The following is a 20,338-nucleotide window of genomic DNA, read 5'->3' on the forward strand; positions in this document are numbered from 1 at the left end:
AGATGACGAAAAGGTGTCAATCGTCAAAAAATAAGGACAACTATAACCAATTACTCAACATAATACCGATTCCCAGCGACTGAGTTTGGTGATTGTAATCAAGCAGTGATTGGCCATAACCGTTGAAATACTGAATATAGCCGCGTGTTTTTCCCCATAAAGGGAAGTTGAAACCCACTTGAATGGCACCACGGTTGTTTGACATGTCCAAATTGTTGCGTAGCATGACGTCGATACTGTAATCGTCAATCACATGTATCAGGCTAAATTCGCCATAGCCATAGTACTTTTCAATATCAGGGTTATCGTCCATGTCGGAACTTTCTGGAAAGCGATACCAAGGCTTAACCGAAAAGGCCGTATCGTCTGTTTCAAATAAAAATTCGATATAAAAACGGTTCCAAGAGCGTGATAAATCACCAGATTGGCCATTTGATTGATGATTCAAACCATAAGATATGTAACTTGGCTTAATGCCGAATAACCCCTTTTTGGGTTTAACCACAATAAAATGATTAGTATCACGAAATGGCGCAGAAATATTGCTGTTATAAGCTTGCCAATAGGCTTGTTGAGTATAAGCAAACCATAAGCTGCTGTTACGCCCAACAAGATTATAAGCCACTGGGAATTTCACACTGAGCTGAAATTTAAATTCGACACTTTGCAAACTTTCCGAATCACTCTTATCGCCTAAAAAAGCGCGATCATTTGGGTTTGACGTGTAAGCAATAGGTAAAAAATAGTTAGGTCGATGGGGAGTGATCACGAAAGGATTATTGACGGTCGCTTGCTCTCGCATTTCCCGCTGTTGAAAGAGGCCCTTTGCTTCCTTAGCTCGCTGACTAATGGATTCTGGCACTTTGGGTTCTTCTGCCTGAAAATAAGGTTCCGAAGTCGTGGATTCCGCCGACAAGATCTGCGTCTCTTCCGCTAACAAAAGACTCGGTAAGAACAGCAAAAAACACCATAGCTTTCATTAACAACAGCCTCATTAAGACGAAAGCACCACTTTTTTCGAATACGTATCCCTATCCATATCGCACACCTCCACGGTGAAACTGACGTCTTTGAGAGCAAAGGCCATTATGGCATCCAACACCAATTGCGAAAGCTTTTGCTTTTGTTGCTGTGTACGACCAGCAAGAATGCGTAAGGTAACATGAATGAAAGCATCCTCTGTTCCCGCGGTCAAAAAGTCTTTATATGGCAAACCTCTGAGCTTAATGTCTTCCTGAGTAAACAGCTGTGAGGCCATAGTAGCATCACGCACTGCTTCCAGTATGTCCATTGGCGGTACTTCTTGCGCCAGATTTTGACTAAATTCAACAATACAATGAGGCATACTTAGTCTCCGTTTTATTAGATTTATTAGTAGCCACGATGTACATCAACCGCAGCGGGTATTATGTTGTATTCTTGATATAAGCGGATATTCTCTGCCACTACTTCACATGCACTGTCAATATGAGTAGGGGCGGAAATATGAGGTAATATCGTCACATTTTCCATACGCCAATAAGCATTTTCTGTTGGCAGTGGCTCTTGCTGAAAAACATCCAATACAGCATGACGAATATCACCTTGCCGCAATTTTTTCTGCAAGGCAATGTCATCAATAATGGCTCCACGGGCGAAGTTTATCAAGGCAGCATCAGTTGGCAAATAAGCTAACATATCCTCATTAAGTAAACCTAAGGTCATCGAAGTTAAAGGCAATAAACACACCAAAATATCGGTTTGTGACAAGAGCTGCGTTAAGCCATCCTCTCCATGAAAGCAGGTCACGTCAGCGAACTGTTTTTCACTTCGACTCCAGCCCAACACTTTAAAGCCATTGGCTTTGAGTCGTTTGGCACTTGCGGTACCCAGTTCACCTAATCCCAAGATGCCTACACGGCGATCTTTGGCTCGCACCATAGGCCTTGGTTGCCATTGAGCGTGCGTTTGCTGTTGCGCATAATGCGGCATGTCTCGATGCAAATATAAGGTCCAAGCTAATACCGCTTCAGCCATAGTTTCCGCTAAGTGAGGATCGATCAATCGAACAATTTTAAACTTGGCGTCGGGAAGCTGGTTAACCATGCCCTCAACGCCAGCCCATAAACTTTGTACCCATACCAGGTTCGGCAAACTGGCCAACGCGTTCGGATCAGGATTGGCAACAATGGCCAACTCGCACTCTTTCCGTTGCCGATCTGATAACTCAGCCAAAGGCAGGAAAACTTGATTGGGTATATGCTTAGCCAGCCGCTGCAACCATTGAGCCTCTTCTTGTGGACTCAGACTCGTTACCAGTGGAATCATTGCGCGTATACCTGTGCCATGTTTTTGAAGCCTTTCAGTTCAATGGCATTGCCACTTGGGTCTTTAAAGAAAAGTGTCCATTGCTCACCCGCTTGACCTTCAAAACGCACACTTGGAGCAAGATCAAAAGCTACTTTTTCCGCTGTTAAACGATCCGCTATCTCGCGCCATTCTTCATAGGGTAAGAGCAAACCAAAATGCGGCATAGGTACAAGATGACCCCCTACTTTACCGGTATTTGTCGTGGGGGAAGGCGTGCCAAGGTGCAATGATAATTGATGGCCATAAAAATCAAAATCAACCCAGGTGTCCGTGCTGCGACCTTCCTGACACCCTAAGACATTGACATAAAACTCGCGAGTTTCCGTCAATGAAGTCACATGATAAGCATAATGAAATAACGCGCTCACATTCGTCCCCTTAAATAAACTTGCTAGCAACATACCTCAGTGACCACAAAATGCCCAGAGAGAGCCATTATCAAGGAGATAAATGATTATTGTAGAGACGATTCTTGATCACTTGGCGAATCATGGAGACGAATGTACTCTGCTTTCACTTCAGGTAAAGGATTCACCTCTGAGAACAAGTGGGATCGACTTTGGTTTTCTATGATACGCACATGCGAGCGGTTCAATTCCCTAGGCTCTTTTACGCCACAAGAATGGGCAATTAAGTCAATCCCATGCAATAATTCTTGAGCGTAATTCGCAACGCGTTCTGACTTTTCGCTGGCAACAAGACCTTTTTGCAGTTCAGGATTATGAGTAGTAATACCGGTTGGACAAGTATTTTTATTGCACTGCAAGGCTTGTATACAGCCCAAAGAAAACAAAAAGCCACGAGCAGAAACCACAAAGTCGGCTCCTGCACTCAGCGCCCAAGCGGCTTTACCAGGCACAATTAACTTACCCGATGCAATCACCTTAATATAAGGACGCAAGCCATGTGAGGTAATGGCGTTCACGACCAAAGGCAAGCTTTCACGCAACTGCATACCAACATAGTCCATTAAGGGTTGTGGTGCAGCCCCTGTACCACCGTCAGCACTGTCTATCGTGATGAAATCTGGACAATAATCCATGTCTTTTTGATGAATCAACTGACACATTTGATCGAAGAAGTGAACGTCTCCAACCACCATTTTAAAACCCACTGGTTTACCCGTCAGCTGACGTACATGGCGCACCATGCTAAGCAAGTCGTCGATCGATCTGATGTCAGTATGACCATTTGGACTGATCGAGTCTTGCCCTACAGGTATGCCTCGCGTGTGAGCAATTTCTTCGGTCACTTTTGCGCCTGGTAGCATACCACCTTTACCAGGCTTAGCCCCTTGACTCATTTTGATCTCAAACATACGCACAGTGTCATGTTCGGCGATGGCTTTTAATTTGTCGTCGCTCAAATGTCCATGAGCATCTCGAACACCATATTTCGCTGTACCAATTTGAAATACCAAATCACAACCACCTTCTAGGTGGTAGGGAGACAAACCTCCTTCCCCTGTGTTCATCCAGATCCCCGCTTTGCGAGCACCACGCGATAAAGCTTGAACAGCAGGCTTAGACAAAGCGCCAAAACTCATACCGGAAATATTCACAACTGAACGAGTGCGATAAGGTTGTTTTGCTGTACGCTCACCAATGCAAATTTCTTTGGGCTGAACAGCCTCTTCTTCCAAGGTCGGAAAAGCACAATTGAGAAAATAAATATCGCCCGAGGTGTCAAGGGAACGAGTGGAACCAAATGCAATAGTCGCATCCACTTTTTTGGCAGCGCGATAAGCCCAAGAGCGTTCCGCTCGATCAAAGGGGCGCTCCTCTCTGTCCATAGCGAAAAAATACTGACGAAAAAACTCGCCTAGATGCTCAAACAGATAACGAAACCGTCCCACAATGGGATAATTACGACGAATGGTATGAGTAGTTTGATGAGTATCTACCCAATACATCACCACTAACGCCACCACCAACGCAAAACACAAACCAACGAAAATCAACGCCGCCCAATGAATACTGACGGTCGCTACTGACCATAGAAATTCCATAACTTGCCCTACATCTACCAAAACTGACTCAGATCTCCCAAAATCTATGATAAATCATAATTTCACCGATAGGGCAATTTGAATCATGAACAAATGCAGCAATAAGTCATTGATAGCGACGAAACGACCAAAATAGTCGTCACCTTGGTATAAACTTCAATAGATCAAGTGGCTAAGGCTTCCATCCCTTTTACAAAGACATTAATTTTCTCTGCAATTGCCACAATTACCTCAAAATAAGATAAATACTTTTGATTAAAAAAACGCCTTGTGCGAAAAATAAAAAAGCCAGCATACTCTCATATGCTGGCTTGTTTTCATTTCTCGTTACTATGCTTAAACGATAGCACGACCATCTTCACGAGTGATGGCAATCACGCTGGACAACGGTGTACCACCTGTCGGCCAAGTACCACCTGGGTGCTGAATGCTGACAAACATTGTCGAGTAGTCAGAACTCCACGCCGCACCAGTGACTTCACACTTGGTTGGACCGACCATGAAACGTTTGATTTCGCCCGTTTCCGTATCGCCCACCAACATCTGGTTGTTACCTTGACCAGCAAAGTCCCCTTCGTTCGAGTAGTTACCATCGGTTTGAATCCACAACAAACCGTTACGGTCAAACTTCAAGCCATCTGGAGAGTTAAACATGTTGTCTTTGTTAACGTTCGCAGAACCCGCATAAGCATCATCAAAGACCGCTGGGTTACCCGCCATCACAAACAAATCCCACTTGAAATCTTTTGCGGTATGATCTTCGTTCATCGGTTCCCAACGTACGATCTGACCGAATTTGTTCTTCACTCGTGGGTTCGGACCTTCTGCTGGCGTCTCATCACCACCTGCATTTGGTTTCACGCCACGGTTTTTGTTGTTGGTTAGACAGCAGTAAGCTTCTACTTTGTTTGGATTGGCAGCGACCCACTCAGGACGGTCCATGGTAGTTGCACCAACTTTAGATGCCGCTTGACGCGTGTGAATTGCAATTTCCGCTTCCGTCATACCAGTGGTTTCTGGCGTAAGTGCCAACCACTCACCACGATTATTGTCATGGAATTTAGCAACGTACAAAGTACCTTCTGCAAGTAAGTCTGAGTTGTCAGCACCTACTTGGTATTTGCCTTTAGAAACAAAACGGTAAAGGAATTCGCCACGCTCGTCATCGCCTAGGTAAACAACAACATGACCATTTGCAGCAATGGCTACTTCAGCATTTTCGTGTTTGAAACGACCTAGTGCTGTGCGTTTTTTAGGACGAGAATTTGGATTCATTGGATCAATTTCAACCACATAACCAAAACGATTCGGCTCATTTGGCTCTTTTACAAGATCGAAACGATCGTCTGCCATTTCCCACTTGTAGCGACCTTCAGAAGTGCTCACACCGTAACGCTTAAGCTCATCAGGAAGTTGGTAGCTGTCATCAGAGGCAGAGAAGTAGCTGTTGAAGTTCTCTTCACATGTCAAATAAGTGCCCCAAGGTGTTTGACCTTGACCACAGTTATTCCAAGTACCTTTCGCTAGCACACCACGAGGATCGGCCGAGGTTTTCAATAAATCGTGACCACGAGCTGGACCAGTGATTTCCATTTCAGTATCCGCAGTGATGCGACGGTTGAACTTAGAGTCTTTGATGATGCTCCACTTACCATCGTACTGTGCAACCTCCATGATTGAGACACCGTGTGCCGCTTTGTTCTTACGCACATCGTCTGCGGTCATTGTTTTGCCATCTTCACGATTCGCATTCAGGGTTTTTGGATTGACGTATTCATTGTTAACCGCTAATACGAAAACACCATTATGATTAAAGAAGGCAAGGCCATCATTGTTGTCACCAAAAGCCATTTCTTGAGAAGCACCCGTTCCCCCAGTCGTTGTATCCAATGGCACACCTTTTGACCACAATGGATCTCCCCAAGAAGCAAGCACTTGCCAAGTGTAACCTTTTGGCAAAGTAATAGTGTCTGCTGTAGTCGCTTTAACCATATCAAAAGCCAAACGAGAAGGTTGATGATGAGCAGCCATAGCTTGCGCAGCACCAAAAGTCGATCCCATCACCAATGCACTGGCACCGACGGCGGCACCACCACTTAGAAAGCCACGACGCGATACCATTTTGTTTGCGACTTCTTCAAAATCCACCACTTCCGGTGCTGGACGCACTAATTCATCTAACTCATCAAAACTCAGTTCTTGCTTTTGATTAATGGTCATAATACTTGCCCTATTACTTGTTACTGGTCATTGGATATTGATCATGCAAGTCGCACTTCTTTCTGCGCAACACGATCTAATATATTGAGGTACAAAGAAAAAATGATTCCCCACACTTTCTCTCAACCCCACTCCTGCTTCAAATGAGGTTGTCAAATACTCTAGAGATATAAAGTTACACATACATGACAATTAAATGGCATTATTAAAGTTGTTATGTAAAAAGGATAAAAATTGTAAACAAACAGCTCTTTTCTTAAACATTAACCACATAATAGGGATAGTGAAGGCGCAAATAAGTCCATATTTTTCTGCTCAAAAAACTTATTCGCACCTTCTATATATAAAACGATAAGGAAGTAACTATGTTAAATCTCTTAAGAAAAATTCCAATAAAGCATAGGCTAATTGGCCTGGTAACGTTGTTTTCTATTGGCCTAGTACTTGTCATGTTGCTTGCTTTAAGTGAATACAAGTCCTCCTTACTTAATCAAAAATACGCGCAAACTAAACATGTAGTTGAAACGGCTACAGGCGTACTGACCCATTTCTATTCACTTGAACAAAATGGCGAATTATCCAAAAGCCAAGCTCAAAAATATGCCATGGAAACCATCAAGGGCATTCGCTATGCAGGCTCAGAGTATTTTTGGCTCAATGACTACAATGCCGTTGTAGTCATGCATTCTGTCAAACCCGAGCTGGATGGCAAAGATCTCGCCAATCTGGAAGATCCTAACGGTAAGAAATTGTTTTCAGAATTTGTCAAAGTAGTAAAAGCACAAGACGCGGGTTTTGTCGATTACTTGTGGCCTAAGCCCGGCAATGACCTGCCCGTTGCAAAAATTTCCTATGTTAAAGGGTTTGAACCTTGGGGCTGGATTTTAGGCTCTGGTATCTACCTAGACGATGTGGATAGTCAATTTCAAGCTGGAATGATTAAACTGGGTACCATCAGTTGTGTTGTCATTCTGCTGGCTCTACTCTTATCTGTGTTAATTCTTCGCTCTATATTACTGCCAATTCGTCAAGTTCAAACGGCTTTAGAAAACATTTCACACGGTTCAGGGGATTTAACCGCCCGCTTACCCGTTTCCGGTAATGACCAGCTAACGACAATTGCCACTTCATATAACACCTTTGTAGAACGACTGACGGACACATTGAACAAAGCTGTTAGCTTGAATAAACAAGTCGAAACCAAGAGCAAAGAACTTAAGGAAGTCGCCTTTAAAACCAAAGCCATTACGCAAGAACGCGAAGGTATGTTTCATCAAATGACGGATGCCATTCGTGAAGTAGATGGCTTTAAAAACGAGGTCATTAGCAACACGCAAAGCACCTTAGAATCAGCACAAGGTACCGTTGAGAAAACCCGTACTGGACAATCTTCGATTCGACAAACAGTACAATCTCTGGACAAGCTCTCCAATGAATTGGAAGCTGGTTTAAATACCGTGGTACAACTGGCAGAACAATCTCAAACCATTGGTAAAGTATTAGATGTAATAAGCGAAATAGCGGAGCAAACCAACCTACTTGCACTGAACGCGGCGATTGAGGCGGCCCGGGCTGGTGAACAGGGCCGCGGCTTTGCCGTCGTTGCCGATGAAGTTCGTGGTTTGGCCAGTCGCACTCAAGCGTCAACAGACGAAATACAAGCCATGATCAGCAAACTTCAAGAAGGTGCCAAACAAGCAGAGCTACGTATTACGGAGAGCCATCAGCAATCGCAGAAAACCAATGAAGAAATCAATCTCACGGCAAAATATCTGGAAGAAATTGCTAGCTCAGCAGAAGGAATCAATCATGCTAGCCACGCGGTTATTAACAGCGTAACGTCACAAAGTGATTTGGTAAAAACATTGAGCGATTTAAACGAGAAAGTGGCAGAACTTTCCGCACAAGCAAGTTTACAAGTTCAACAGAACAATGAAACTAGTGAAATCTTGGCGCAAACCTCAGAAGAAACACATCGCGTGATGTCGACCTTTAAACTCTAATAAGCGATGTTTCCGTCAATACACAAGATATAAACTCCTGGCCAATAGCATTCTCTATTGGCCGCTTTTTCTCATAGGCCATGATAAATCACAGTTGCGCCATGGCGTACTTCCAAGCCCTGACGCTGCACTTTGGTCATTCCTTTTACGACTAACGCATAGGAGTGATCGACCATTCGCTGGATTTCGCCCTCTGGCAAACTGCCTTCCAAGAAGATGGAATTCCAATGTCTTTTATTCATATGGTAAGCAGGAATAACTTCCTCAAACACATCTCGCAATTCTATCGCATGATCGGGACGACACTTCACATTCATCAAGGCTTTACCTTGATGACGCGATAATAAAGCAAACATTTTATTCTGCACTTTGAAGACAGCCGTTTTGTCATCAAAAGGATAATCTTCTTGCGCTTCAGGTTTGGCTAACAAGTAGGCTTTTAAAGCTGATAACTCCATCCTTTTCTCCTCAATTTATAAGCGGCTAATGGGTCACCCATTTATTCGAAAAACTGCTAAACTAGTTTCCTTCATCCTCATCCAACACTTGTCTCCAAGGGCTATCATGATCATCACCTTAACCACACCCGCCATGCTATTTCCAGCGGTATCACTCTTATTATTGGCTTATACCAATCGTTTTGTTACCTTGGCGTCCATCATACGTACTTTTGATCCAAAACAAGAAGATGAAAATAGTACAGAGCAAATTGCCAATTTACGCAAACGCATTTATCTGATTCGACGTATGCAAGAAGCGGGTGTCATTAGCTTTTTCTTATGTGTGATGTCCATGCTGGCGATTTATGGGGAATACCAACAGATCGGCAGTTATATCTTTGCTGCTAGTCTGGTCTGTCTAATGTATTCCCTCTATCTATCGGTTCGTGAAATCACCATATCCTGCGATGCTTTAGATCTACATTTAAAGCATTTCAATACCAACTTTAAACATAAAAGGTCCAGCAAAAAATCATCATAAAAGTATCTTCTGAACATTGAAGCCCTTTAGAGAAGATGCTTTCGTATACTGGGAAAAATAGTCTAAAAAGTCTTCATCCATCACACGTTGATGAGTCACACTGGCATGACGTATAAACAAACGACCGTCTTGGCGATATAAAAAGCCTTGATGTGATACGTTCATATTGGTCCCAATGATGTCTTTTAATTGCCAGTTGGGTCTTACCATACTGAGGACACTGGGTGTAGGAATTCTGTCTAATAACGCTTGATTTAATTGGCCAGTATCTTCCTTATAAAGCGCAACGAGTGGCACATAAGGCAATGCGACTTGTTGCGCAGGAATACTTTTCGTTAACTCGCGAAGCACGTGTTGTACCTCGTCGCAATTGTCCTCACAAGTTAATGGCCCTTGTTTTAAGTGCTCAAACCAAGCGGCTTTATCTATACTGGCATTAGCATATCCTAATGCTTGTTGCGCAATTTCAGCACTCACATCTTGTAATCTCGCTTGATTGTTAGGCAGCCAATCCAAACTAGGGAAATGATTACGCGAAACAAAACTGACTTTGCCATCTTGATAGCGAATAGTTTTAAGAGCCGGGGCAAACTCCGCCCTAGAGGAGGCAAACAGTCCTGCTAATACAGTTTCTACATAGGTGGTACAATCAAATACATCAAACCGTATTAATGGATCCGTGTCGAAACGCCCCAATTGGCCTTCTCCTGAGCCACCAGCAAGATAAGGCAACCCCATTAAACTGCCACTTAATAATTCAAAGCGCTGCTGTAATGGGGCTTTTGAAGTTTGTTCTATTAGTTGATAAAAATCAGCTTGCTGCTGATTTTCAGGCAATTGACCTAAAGCCAAAGGCACTTGACTCATCATCGAGATAAAACAGACCATCTGAAAAAAAATTTTGTTCATAAAGCCTCGTGATATTTGCTTTGCAATTAAAAACAAAAGTGTACAAAAGCCATGTCAAAAAATCTCTTAGTTGTTGCTAAAATAAGCAAATAAATGTGTGAGGTACAAAAAATGAAAATTCAGCATCCCCCTTTTTTGTATGGTCAACAAGGACTGCAACAGACACAAAGAAATCTAGATCAGATCTCAAAAGAAGTTGCACAAATGTCTACTCAGACTTTGGATCGAGTGCAACCTAAAGAGTTAGATGGACAAAATGGCTCTCTTGCCGAAAGCCTTTCGGAAGCAAAACAGGCCAAGCTTAACACTCAATCAAATGCTCAAGTGTTGGATGACGCCAACCAAAACCTTGGTCGCCTTATCGATATCAGCGTGTAGTGAAATGTTTGCCAAGTAGAGAATCCAGTTCATTGAGTTCATTTTGTTCGGTTACTCTTACCCATCTATTTACTTCATGGCCATCGTTCAAAAGGATGAAGGTAGGCCATAAAGTGACCTTAAATTGGCGTCCAAGCTTTTTACCTTTACCGTCATACAGCTTAATATGTGGCAAATTAGGATATGCTGACAATAAGCTTTCAATAACAATACTAGCCGCCTGACAATGCCCGCACCAAGGCGCACCAAACTCAAGCAAAACCAAACCTGATTGCGCTTTCACTTCTTCAAGGCTAGGTGCTAATTCAGAATACTCTTGATTAAATCCCAACTGCATTGCCCGCAAAATAAGTACCTCGTATTTATTTATTACATTGAATTTTCTGTTATGCCAGATGCTGATAAAAAAGGAAACGCCATCACAGCCGCTTCCTTCTGTTTGATGCTTTAATCGTTAGTGGACTTGTTCTCACCTTCCTTCAATATGGCGTTCAACTCAGACAAAAGAAAATGACTATTCGTTTTATGATTTTCAATATTATCTAAAAAAATATCTTGAATCTTAGGTGACCAAAAGCAATTGATAGAAAATGTGATAATCTTTCTAAAACAATGAGTTAGCAGATTTTTTTGAGAAAAACGGTTACATGAAATGAGCGAGAAACATGCATCTAGTAAGAACAATACAGCAGCATCTTGATCTAATTCACGCCAATCATGCTTAATGTTCCAGAAATCTGTTTCCATAAGCTATTCCCTGCTATACGAATTGAAAACATTGATAGTGCAATACTCTTATTTGTCATACAGACAAAACCAAATACAAATATTGCCCTTAAGGCAACCAGTGTCGGGTAAATTGCCTCACAGGTTTTGTCGTTTCCGTCAGTCCAAAAGGATAATCTCGTCATGAAGATTGGACAGGTTATCAAAGTCTTACGCTTACAACGTAAAATGACTCAGGAACAAATTGCACTGGAAGCAGATATGGCCACCAGCAATGTGTCGCGCATTGAAAAAGGTTTGCGCCAACCATCACAAAAAGTTCTTTGCAAACTGGCAAAAGCACTCAATACGAAACCCTCTGTTATTTATGCGGCTTGCGAACAAGCTCATGGTGATATCGTAAACTTCCTACTCAATGCACAAAACAACGCACAAAACAACGCACAAAACACTCCAACCGAAAAAAACTCTTTGCCCAAACCTAATGAAAAAAAGTGTGGCGATATTATTATCAGTAAAGACGCCCAGGTCATTTTAAAACTCTACAGTGAACTCACACCTAATAATAAATCACTCTTATTGGAACAATTAAAAACCATTCATGAATGGCAAGACAAGTCAGTTTCATGATTCATAAGCTACTGACGGCATACTAAAGGGGCGACATACTGCAAATTCAGCAGATCAAAATAATTTTGCCCCAACGCAATGTTACGAAATGCCTCATCGCTTAAATATTGGTGAATACGCCCCGTTACCTCTAATTCTTGTTGGTAAATTTCGAAGCGGTTATTACGAAATGCAACAAAATCTGACCCAGGTAAAATACGATCAGAAAAACGATTTAAAAAGGCCACATACTGCGCCCTATTGCCTTTTTTACTAAAGTAATGATCTTCCAGAACTCGCCATGAAATATCCAGGTACAGATTTGGGAAGGTACTCAACAGACTCGATAAAATGTCTATATGCTGCTCAGCTGACACATTAAGTTGCTCATAGGAAATTCCCATGTGCGCCCAGATAATTTTATTATCAGGATACAAGGTTAATGCCTGTTCCATCAAAGGTAGGTAAAGGGTTGGATTTGATTGAGTTCCCAAATCCGCATGTATGGTAATAGGCATATCGCGCTGCGCCAATTCCACCATAAAATCCGCCCACAAATTGATATTTTCTGGTGTAGCGGCAAGATGGTGATTATTGAACTGCGCCTGTTTCACTAAATTCACTTCCCCCATCCAACGAAATAATCCAGGATATTCCCTGTCATAGAGACGCATAATGTCTAGGGTTGATTCAGGATTAGAAAGATCAGTAAAGGTCATGGAAAGCGTGAGATGCAAATCACTAGGTGTGTGTTCTATGAGATTAGCCGCATTCACCATATCATTTCTTGTGGTTGGTAAAACAGGTGTTCCGGGGCATTTTAGGTAGTCCTGACAAGTCGATAAGGCTGGTAACATCTGCCCTATGCCATATATATTCGCAAAACGCACACTGGTTTTACGCAGATAATCGTTCACTTGCTGGAATGGAATAGCACGCCCATCAAAAGGGCGATAATGCAAATGCGTGTCCACTACAGCCGTATAAGCTTCTGTTTCCCTGTTATAACAAGCGGCTCCCGTCTTAAAGGAATCTAACGACCTGAACTCAGCACCACTGTTATCGGCCATCAGTAGTAACAGCAAAGGCAAAAAACATGTCATTCGCTTCATGGTTAATCGCTTCCAATATAAAGATTTTCACCCTAGTCTACACAGTTTGCCGGATAACTTATCTCATTCTGTCAAAAACGGTTCTTGGTCATCATGCTGTGGGGTGTTTATAAGAGTGTTGCTCTGGTATTCCATTCAGCCGGCGCTGCTATGGGTCTAATGACAAGGCATTAACCTGATTTCCATTATGCCATTGTACGACTTGGTAGTGAGGTTGACGATAATTTAGATCAAACAGGAAGAAACGCATACCCCGGCGTTTAACTCTGACGACTACCCAGAAGTGAAAAACGACATTGATTAGTCTCTTTAGGAAGAAAAAACTGAGCAAAAATAACGATAGGTTATTAATAACAAGCTCTCAAATACTAAAGCCGTGCGACTGCATTTCTCACATGACTTTTTTTGTTTAAAATTGGAATCAAGTTACGAAAATTGTATTAACGAGGAATTTTTTGACTGATATAGTGTAGGTTACCGTCCCCTAATAAAATATCGCGAGCAGAAATGCCAATTAATTTATCGTCTGGAAATGTTTGAGCAAAAACCTGTGCTGCTACTTTGGAGAGATTGGGTGTCACCCCCGAGATTAATGCGTTAGCCAGTTTGATGATTTTGATTGTTAGCATGGCCGTTATTGCTGCTATCTTTATCATGCCTCACCAAAGTCGTTTACACCCACCATCTTAATATATGTTTTGAGGATGTTATAAAACATGAAAATTGGCATTTTAGCCGCTGGCAATACACCAGAAAGTTTACAAGATCGTTATCCTGCTTATGCGCAGATGTTTGCCGACCAAATTGGTCATATCGACCCTGAACTTGAATTTGAGATTTTTGATGTTCGTTTGAATGAGTTTCCAGCCAATAGCCAAGTTTGTGATGCTTGGCTGGTTACCGGTTCAAAATCTGATGCTTATGCTGATGAAGAGTGGATTCTCAATTTGTGTGATTTTATCCGCGACATCGACCAACAAGGTCAGGCGTTGGTCGGCATTTGTTTCGGTCATCAAGTGATTGCGCGCGCACTGGGTGGAAAGGTTGAGAAATATTCTGCTGGATGGGGTGTTGGGATACACCATTATCAGCTTTCAGAGCAGATTAGTCTTCCTCAATTTACGAAAACGCAAGAGATTGCGATTTGTGCCTTTCATCAAGATCAGGTAGTAGAAAAACCCCACAAAATGCAAACCTTTCTCAGTTCAGAGTTTTGTCAGCATGCTGGTCTGATTTTTCAGGACCAAATACTGACCTTCCAAGCACACCCTGAATTTTCCAAAGCATACGAAACCGAACTGGTGAAACTCTATGATGGGGTTACTCTTTCACCCGAAGTCGTCTCGAAAGCTCATCAGAGCATTGCAAGGAACACCCTACACAGCGAGCATCTAATGGCATGGATTACCGATTTTTTAAAGGCCAGAAAATCAAGCCGTAAAGAGTGAAAAACTCGTTTTTTGCTTATAAATGCGGTTTTTCAACATACTCAGGTTCATTATTGAATGAATCTGAGATAGGATAGTTTTTTATGAATAGAATGTGTCATGATGAAAACCGTATTTTATTTCCTACTCTGCATTTTCAGCGGTAGTGTATTCAGTACATCACTTTCTCTTTATCAACAAACATTACCTTTGCCCGATTCGCCTCAGGACTATGTAATAGACATTCAAGACAAGCGTTATCAATATGAAGACCTATTGAAGTTTCCCCTGTATCATGCCGAATTATCCACCATCTGGGGTGCCTCTGGAGATTTTATCGGACCGAAATTACAAGACCTTTTAGAGGATGCAGGTATTGCTGATTTTGAACAAATCTATCTAGAAGCGACAGACGATTATGCGGTCATTATGCATCGTCATGCTCCCGATCAGAATCATGCCATTTTGGCACTCGCGTTAAACGGTAAACCTTTAAGAATTAATGATAAAGGCCCATTTTGGTTGATATGGCCAAACCGAGAAGAAACCCTCAAGTTAAGCGCAAATGAAGGCGATCTTTGGGTCTGGAGCCTGACCCGAATTATACAGGTTAAATAAGTGATTTCGTTCAAGCCACAACCAATCAAACTCATTATCATTCCCTTTATATCCATTGCCTTGGTAATGTTGACGGTTTTTCTGTGGCGTTTTCAGCAGGACATTAAAGACATTCACCGACACATTGGTATCACGCCACATGAAATCCGCTATCAATTACAGCAGTGCAATTTGCAAGTCGCCCTCATTGAACAAGAAATCACGCTGACTCAGCAATACGATATAAAAAATTCGAAGTCAGCATTAATCAATCGTATCGAACAACTAAAATATCGTTTAGATAATATTCGAGAGGTTTGGAACACGCTGCAATCTGATCTGGATAAAACCTCATTACAAGAAGAACTCAATCGCTTTGAAGACAAAATTCATCAGCTCAAAGAAAAAATACAGACGACGAATTTGCATGATAAAGATCAGCTAAATCAATTAAATACTTTGATTATACAAGTCAAGATCAACAGTGCTGCCATGTACAGTCATGGTAGTGATTATATTCGCCTACATACTGACCGCTATGTTAATAAGCTGTCTCGGATTAACCAAGCAATCAATACACTCATTGTCATTTTTATCTTGCTATTAGCTGTCTTGTCTTATGCACTAACTCTCATTTTTAAACAAAAAACAAACCTTAATAAACTGTCGATTGAAGACCCGTTAACGGGTTTGTTTAATCGACGACAGTTTAATGATCATATGGAGTTAGCGGTTAATAATTACCATGCCCAACAGACTAACTTTGCTCTTATGGTATTCGATATTGATTACTTTAAACTGTTTAACGACCAGCTTGGCCACATTGCAGGAGACAAAGCGTTACAAGCCATTGCACAACATCTTACGGCGCTAAAAAAGCGCTTCCCTGAAGTGGAATTTTATCGAGTCGGTGGTGAGGAGTTTGCCTGTCTTTGTTATTTCCAAAATTGCCAATACGCTAAAGACTTCGCCGAAACCATTAGAGCATCCATTGAAGGCTTAAAAATTGCCCATTCGGCCAGTAAAGTATCTTCTTATATCACTGTTTCAATTGGTATTGCTTCCGCAGTGATGCAAGAAGAATTGACCCCTGACAGTCTTTATTCCGCAGCCGATCAAGCACTTTATCAAGCCAAAGATGATGGCCGCAACACCAGTCATTTTTATCAATCAAACTGAATCTCTTAGCGCGCCTATTGTTAGTAGCATAAAAAATAGTGGCATAAAAAAAGGGAGCCATGCTCCCTTTGGGTCTATCATCAGTCAACACCTAATATAAGAGGACTATTCCTAACCCTAAATGGTTCCGTCTAGAGAACCTTCCAGTTGCGCTAATTCCTGACCACCTGCCATCAAATCCTGCAACTCTTCCGAAGTGATTTCACCTCTTGCAGCCGTACCTAAAGTTTTACCTCGATTCAAGACGGTAAAACGATCGCCTACTGCCAATGCGTGTCGCACGTTATGACTAATAAACACCACACCTACGCCCTGCTTACGTACCTTGTCTATGGTTGCTAATACGTTAGAGGTTTGACGTACCCCTAATGCCGAAGTCGGTTCGTCTAGAATCAATACCTTAGCACCGAAATACACAGCACGGGCGATAGCAACTGTTTGGCGTTCACCACCAGATAAGGTGCCCACTGCCTGATCAGCACTGCGCAAGTTAATGCCCATCTTTTTCATTTCCTTCATGGTGATTTCATCAGCCAACTCAGTATCGTAGCGTTTCCACAAGAACTGACCTTTGGTTGGCTCACGCCCCATAAAGAAATTACGCGCTACCGACATAAGCGGAATCATCGCCAAATCTTGGTATACACAAGCAATACCCGCACCCATCGCATCTCGTGGGCTACCAAATTCTACAGGCTTACCTCCCATGAAGATTTGCCCTTGGCTTGGACGATACACACCTGACATGGTTTTAATAAAGGTCGATTTACCTGCACCGTTATCGCCTAGTAAACAATGACATTCACCAGGTCGTACATCAAAACTGACACCGTTTAACGCAATAACATTACCAAAATGCTTTTCAATGTTATCCATATGAAGAATTGATTCAGACATATTAGCGCTCCCCTGTCACACGTTTACGAATAGCGTTATTGAAAATAACCGCCAACAACAACATTGATCCTAGGAACACTTGGAACCAATCTTGGTCGATATTGGTGTAGGTCAAGCCAATAACCACCATACCGAAGATGATTGAGCCAAAGAAGGCACCAATTGCCGAACCATAACCACCAGTAAGCAAACAGCCACCAATTACCGCCGCGATGATGGCTTCAAACTCCTTCATAAAACCACGTCGCGCATCGGTACTACCTGCGTCCAACACTTGTGTAATAGCCAATAATGCGGCACAAGACGCCGTTAGCATAAACAAAGCAATTTTTACTTTGCGAACGGGTACACCAGAATTTGACGCGGCATTTTTATCCCCACCGGCCGCGAAGATCCAGTTACCTGCTGGCGTTTTCAGCAATACGTAAGTTGCCACACCCGCCAACACCAAGAACCAAATGATCTCTACTGGTACACCTGGGACTTTTGGTAAACCGCTGCGGAAAGTATCAATCCATCCCATAGAAGCCGCCCATTGGAAGAAACCTTGGAAGGCATCACCACTGAAGAAAGGCACTAATGGATCACCTGCTACCGCATCACGTACACCGCGAAGTTGAGTAGAGCCGCCGGTCGCCGCTTTTAAGCCAACAAGAGACAAGCCGCGTAAAATAAATAGAAATGCCAGTGTCACGATAAAAGATGGCAAGCCAGTTCTTAGAACGATTTGTCCATTTACCGCGCCAACACCAGCGCAGAAAACCAAGGTAATTGGAATCGCTAAGATCAAAGGAAGATCAAAGTTAACCACACAGAAACCAAATACCAATCCGGCAAATGCCACCATAGAGCCGATAGAAAGGTCAAACTCACCACCTATCATCAATAATGCTGCAGCAATTGCCAAAATACCCAATTGTGCTGCTGGCGATAGAATGTTCATGATCCCAGATAAGGTGAACATAGAGCCATCAGCGGTAAACATAAAAAAGATTGCAACAAGTAAGGCTCCCGCCACGGCGCCAAGCTCTGGTCGTTTCATTAGACGAGCTACGCGGCTTTCTTCCTTTAATCGTTCATCAACTGTCGAGTCATTCTCTAGTGACATAAATCCTCCGGAACGCATTCAGTAAAACTGAAACGGAATACATTAGGGTGTGAAATAGGAAGGCCATAAGGCCTTCCTGATTTTATAGAAGTATTAGCGAATACCTTTCGCTGATAAGTCGATTACTTGCGCTGCTTTTTCTGCCGTAATCAGGTTTGGACCAGAAGGTACGTTACCACCTGGAATCAAGCCATAAGCAGCGTTAAGCGCTAAGAAGTTAACAGACATGTAGCCTTGCAAGAATTGTTGCTGGTCGATAGCAAACGCTGCATCACCGTTAACAATGGCTTTCAAGAAATCCGCAGAAAGGTCGAATGTCGCGACTTTCACATCACCAGATAGGCCAAGAGATTTCACCGCGGCAACCGTTGGCTCACCAGCAGTAGAAGCGCCCAATGCCATGATAGTGTCTATGTCTGGGTTAGAATCCAATGCCGCACGAACTTTAGATTCAATTTCTGCAGGATCATTGGTTGTAGGTAGGATAGAAACGTTACCGCCAAAGCCTTCTGTGAAGCCAGCACAACGCTGGTCTAGGGATACGTTACCCACTTCTTGGTTAACACAAAGACCTTTTTTGCCGCCCATTGCTTTAAGCTTTTCGCCCGCTGCTTTACCCGCGTCGTATTCTTCTTGGCCTACGTGCAATAACGCACCAAGCGATTTAGACACGTCTGAACCTGCGTTGATGGAAATAACAGGGATACCTGCATTCACCGCACGACGGATAGAAGGTCCCAATGCATCTGCATCAGGAATAGATACCACCAAACCGTCTGGTTCTTGGTTCACTGCTGCATCAATTAACTGCGCCATAGCGACCATATCAAATGTCTCAGGGGCACGGTAACTAACGTCTGCACCAGTGTGCTCAGCGGCCAATTCCACACCATTTTTCACCACAGACCAGAACGGGTCGTTCGCTTGTCCGTGTGAAACCACGATGATGTTGGCTGATAAAGCGATACTGGAACATAACCCAGCTGAAGTAGCCAATAGACCTTTTATTATTTTTTTCATTCTCTAGCTCCTCTTAGGATAGTAGATGGACGGCAAATAGAATTCGCCGCTAACCTTGGTAGTCACACCAAAAGTTAATACCTAGTTTAGCCAACTAAGAAAAAAATGCCATAGCAAATAGAACAAAAGTTGCAAAAAAATTATAAAATAGAATAATTGGTTCAAAATGAACTTTTATATTTCATTTTTGACCTGCGACATCTACAACAAGATTTCATCTAAGTCATTTCACATCCATCAAGCTGACACAAATGGTCACCATGTCTTGTTAGCATATCGGCACAATAATGAGCGACAAAACATTGTTACGACTCTGTTATTTTTTTATTCTCAAACAAGGTTGTCTCGATAGATAGCACAAACATGGAAGCTATTGTCTCTCAAAACGACTTTATCGTTTCAATGGCACGAAATGGACTCGACGCAACTCTTGCAATCACGCAAACAAATCCTGGCTACACCATCGGTCCCGAGATGAAGATACTCCCATTCGTAAGCAATATAGGGGGTTAACGATATGTCAAAGGCATCCGCTTGTTGTAGGCCATTGTCTCCGCATTATGAAACCACCTAACAACCTACCTAGTTCTGCTCCGATGTTTTGAAGACTGGCTTGCGCTAAAGAAGCCCCCACCCCTAACTAAACCGCTATGCCATTCATTCTGTGCTTAAACATGTTTCTGTTCCTATAGTATCATTGCCCCCAAGTAGATGAGTAAACCAGCACACCAAGATCGTCTCATCTTGAGAGGTGCAGCGAATCCCCAAATTTTTTAGTATATTCAGTGTCTAAGCCGACATGGAAAGACAGACAC

General features: G+C 42.6%; 21 protein-coding genes. 7 read left to right on the forward strand and 14 right to left on the reverse strand.

Annotated elements, in window-relative coordinates; genetic code table 11:
• Positions 1–40: 40 nt before the first annotated feature.
• The 6 genes from ACXAH2_RS13910 to ACXAH2_RS13935 form a co-directional block, all read right to left on the reverse strand.
• Positions 41–961: a phospholipase A gene (locus ACXAH2_RS13910; protein ID WP_475079310.1), complete on the reverse strand. Its 921-nt coding sequence runs from the start codon at positions 959–961 to the stop codon at positions 41–43.
• Between the two features lie 33 nt (positions 962–994).
• Complete coding sequence (locus ACXAH2_RS13915) at positions 995–1,345, reverse strand: 5-carboxymethyl-2-hydroxymuconate Delta-isomerase (protein ID WP_475079312.1); 351 nt, start codon at positions 1,343–1,345, stop codon at positions 995–997.
• A gap of 26 nt (positions 1,346–1,371) precedes the next feature.
• Positions 1,372–2,307 carry a 2-hydroxyacid dehydrogenase gene (locus tag ACXAH2_RS13920; RefSeq protein WP_475079313.1) on the reverse strand — a complete coding sequence of 312 codons (936 nt, stop codon included), beginning with the start codon at positions 2,305–2,307 and terminating at the stop codon, positions 1,372–1,374.
• A complete protein-coding gene (locus tag ACXAH2_RS13925) occupies positions 2,304–2,717 on the reverse strand; it encodes a VOC family protein (protein ID WP_475079315.1) in 414 nt (137 codons plus the stop codon). Before ACXAH2_RS13925 ends, ACXAH2_RS13920 begins: the two co-directional genes overlap by 4 nt.
• 86 nt (positions 2,718–2,803) lie before the next feature.
• On the reverse strand, positions 2,804–4,357 hold the full coding sequence (locus tag ACXAH2_RS13930; protein ID WP_475079316.1) for an FMN-binding glutamate synthase family protein: 1,554 nt from the start codon (positions 4,355–4,357) through the stop codon (positions 2,804–2,806).
• A gap of 336 nt (positions 4,358–4,693) precedes the next feature.
• Positions 4,694–6,577 carry a PhoX family protein gene (locus ACXAH2_RS13935; protein ID WP_475079318.1) on the reverse strand — a complete coding sequence of 628 codons (1,884 nt, stop codon included), beginning with the start codon at positions 6,575–6,577 and terminating at the stop codon, positions 4,694–4,696.
• A gap of 365 nt (positions 6,578–6,942) precedes the next feature.
• Here ACXAH2_RS13935 and ACXAH2_RS13940 point away from each other — a divergent pair, with 365 nt between their 5' ends.
• Positions 6,943–8,580: a methyl-accepting chemotaxis protein gene (locus ACXAH2_RS13940; protein ID WP_475079320.1), complete on the forward strand. Its 1,638-nt coding sequence runs from the start codon at positions 6,943–6,945 to the stop codon at positions 8,578–8,580.
• A 71-nt stretch (positions 8,581–8,651) separates the two neighbouring features.
• Here ACXAH2_RS13940 and ACXAH2_RS13945 read toward each other — a convergent pair whose 3' ends face one another.
• The gene (locus ACXAH2_RS13945) at positions 8,652–9,038 is read right to left on the reverse strand and encodes an MmcQ/YjbR family DNA-binding protein (RefSeq protein WP_475079322.1); all 387 of its coding nucleotides are present in this window, start codon (positions 9,036–9,038) and stop codon (positions 8,652–8,654) included.
• A gap of 106 nt (positions 9,039–9,144) precedes the next feature.
• Between ACXAH2_RS13945 and ACXAH2_RS13950 the strand changes: the two genes are divergently transcribed.
• On the forward strand, positions 9,145–9,561 hold the full coding sequence (locus ACXAH2_RS13950; RefSeq protein ID WP_475079323.1) for a DUF2721 domain-containing protein: 417 nt from the start codon (positions 9,145–9,147) through the stop codon (positions 9,559–9,561).
• Here ACXAH2_RS13950 and ACXAH2_RS13955 read toward each other — a convergent pair.
• Positions 9,556–10,470, reverse strand: coding sequence for an N-acetylmuramoyl-L-alanine amidase-like domain-containing protein (locus ACXAH2_RS13955; protein ID WP_475079324.1), 915 nt, complete (start codon positions 10,468–10,470; stop codon positions 9,556–9,558). The two genes, ACXAH2_RS13950 and ACXAH2_RS13955, sit on opposite strands and share 6 nt — an antisense overlap.
• A gap of 111 nt (positions 10,471–10,581) precedes the next feature.
• Between ACXAH2_RS13955 and ACXAH2_RS13960 the strand changes: the two genes are divergently transcribed.
• The gene (locus ACXAH2_RS13960; RefSeq protein ID WP_475079326.1) at positions 10,582–10,848 is read left to right on the forward strand and encodes a hypothetical protein; all 267 of its coding nucleotides are present in this window, start codon (positions 10,582–10,584) and stop codon (positions 10,846–10,848) included.
• On the opposite strand, the gene ACXAH2_RS13965 is transcribed toward ACXAH2_RS13960, so the two are convergent.
• A complete protein-coding gene (locus tag ACXAH2_RS13965) occupies positions 10,838–11,185 on the reverse strand; it encodes a thioredoxin family protein (RefSeq protein WP_475079439.1) in 348 nt (115 codons plus the stop codon). The genes ACXAH2_RS13960 and ACXAH2_RS13965 overlap by 11 nt on opposite strands.
• Positions 11,186–11,757: 572 nt before the next feature.
• Between ACXAH2_RS13965 and ACXAH2_RS13970 the strand changes: the two genes are divergently transcribed.
• The gene (locus tag ACXAH2_RS13970; protein ID WP_475079328.1) at positions 11,758–12,204 is read left to right on the forward strand and encodes a helix-turn-helix domain-containing protein; all 447 of its coding nucleotides are present in this window, start codon (positions 11,758–11,760) and stop codon (positions 12,202–12,204) included.
• A gap of 8 nt (positions 12,205–12,212) precedes the next feature.
• Here the strand turns inward: ACXAH2_RS13970 and ACXAH2_RS13975 are convergent, their stop codons facing one another.
• Both ACXAH2_RS13975 and ACXAH2_RS13980 read right to left on the reverse strand, forming a co-directional pair.
• Entirely contained in the window at positions 12,213–13,295 is a 1,083-nt protein-coding gene (locus ACXAH2_RS13975; RefSeq protein ID WP_475079329.1) for an amidohydrolase family protein, read from the reverse strand.
• Between the two features lie 440 nt (positions 13,296–13,735).
• Complete coding sequence (locus ACXAH2_RS13980) at positions 13,736–13,951, reverse strand: agmatine deiminase family protein (protein WP_475079330.1); 216 nt, start codon at positions 13,949–13,951, stop codon at positions 13,736–13,738.
• 60 nt (positions 13,952–14,011) lie between these two features.
• On the opposite strand from ACXAH2_RS13980, the gene ACXAH2_RS13985 reads away from it, so the two are divergent.
• The 3 genes from ACXAH2_RS13985 (at position 14,012) to ACXAH2_RS13995 (ending at position 16,498) form a co-directional block, all read left to right on the forward strand.
• Complete coding sequence (locus tag ACXAH2_RS13985) at positions 14,012–14,743, forward strand: glutamine amidotransferase-related protein (RefSeq protein ID WP_475079332.1); 732 nt, start codon at positions 14,012–14,014, stop codon at positions 14,741–14,743.
• Between the two features lie 99 nt (positions 14,744–14,842).
• Positions 14,843–15,340 (forward strand): hypothetical protein, encoded by a 498-nt coding sequence (locus ACXAH2_RS13990; RefSeq protein WP_475079334.1) that lies wholly within the window; start codon positions 14,843–14,845, stop codon positions 15,338–15,340.
• Positions 15,341–16,498 (forward strand): GGDEF domain-containing protein, encoded by a 1,158-nt coding sequence (locus ACXAH2_RS13995; protein WP_475079335.1) that lies wholly within the window; start codon positions 15,341–15,343, stop codon positions 16,496–16,498.
• A gap of 117 nt (positions 16,499–16,615) precedes the next feature.
• On the opposite strand, the gene ACXAH2_RS14000 is transcribed toward ACXAH2_RS13995, so the two are convergent.
• The 3 genes from ACXAH2_RS14000 to ACXAH2_RS14010 all read right to left on the reverse strand — a co-directional run bounded on the left by ACXAH2_RS14000 (position 16,616) and on the right by ACXAH2_RS14010 (position 19,523).
• Positions 16,616–17,395 (reverse strand): ATP-binding cassette domain-containing protein, encoded by a 780-nt coding sequence (locus tag ACXAH2_RS14000; RefSeq protein WP_475079337.1) that lies wholly within the window; start codon positions 17,393–17,395, stop codon positions 16,616–16,618.
• A 1-nt stretch (position 17,396) separates the two neighbouring features.
• A complete protein-coding gene (locus tag ACXAH2_RS14005) occupies positions 17,397–18,503 on the reverse strand; it encodes an ABC transporter permease (RefSeq protein ID WP_475079339.1) in 1,107 nt (368 codons plus the stop codon).
• Between the two features lie 93 nt (positions 18,504–18,596).
• Positions 18,597–19,523: a sugar ABC transporter substrate-binding protein gene (locus tag ACXAH2_RS14010; protein ID WP_475079341.1), complete on the reverse strand. Its 927-nt coding sequence runs from the start codon at positions 19,521–19,523 to the stop codon at positions 18,597–18,599.
• Positions 19,524–20,338: the final 815 nt, after the last annotated feature.

The organism is Marinomonas sp. ABL3_031 (genome assembly GCF_056161265.1).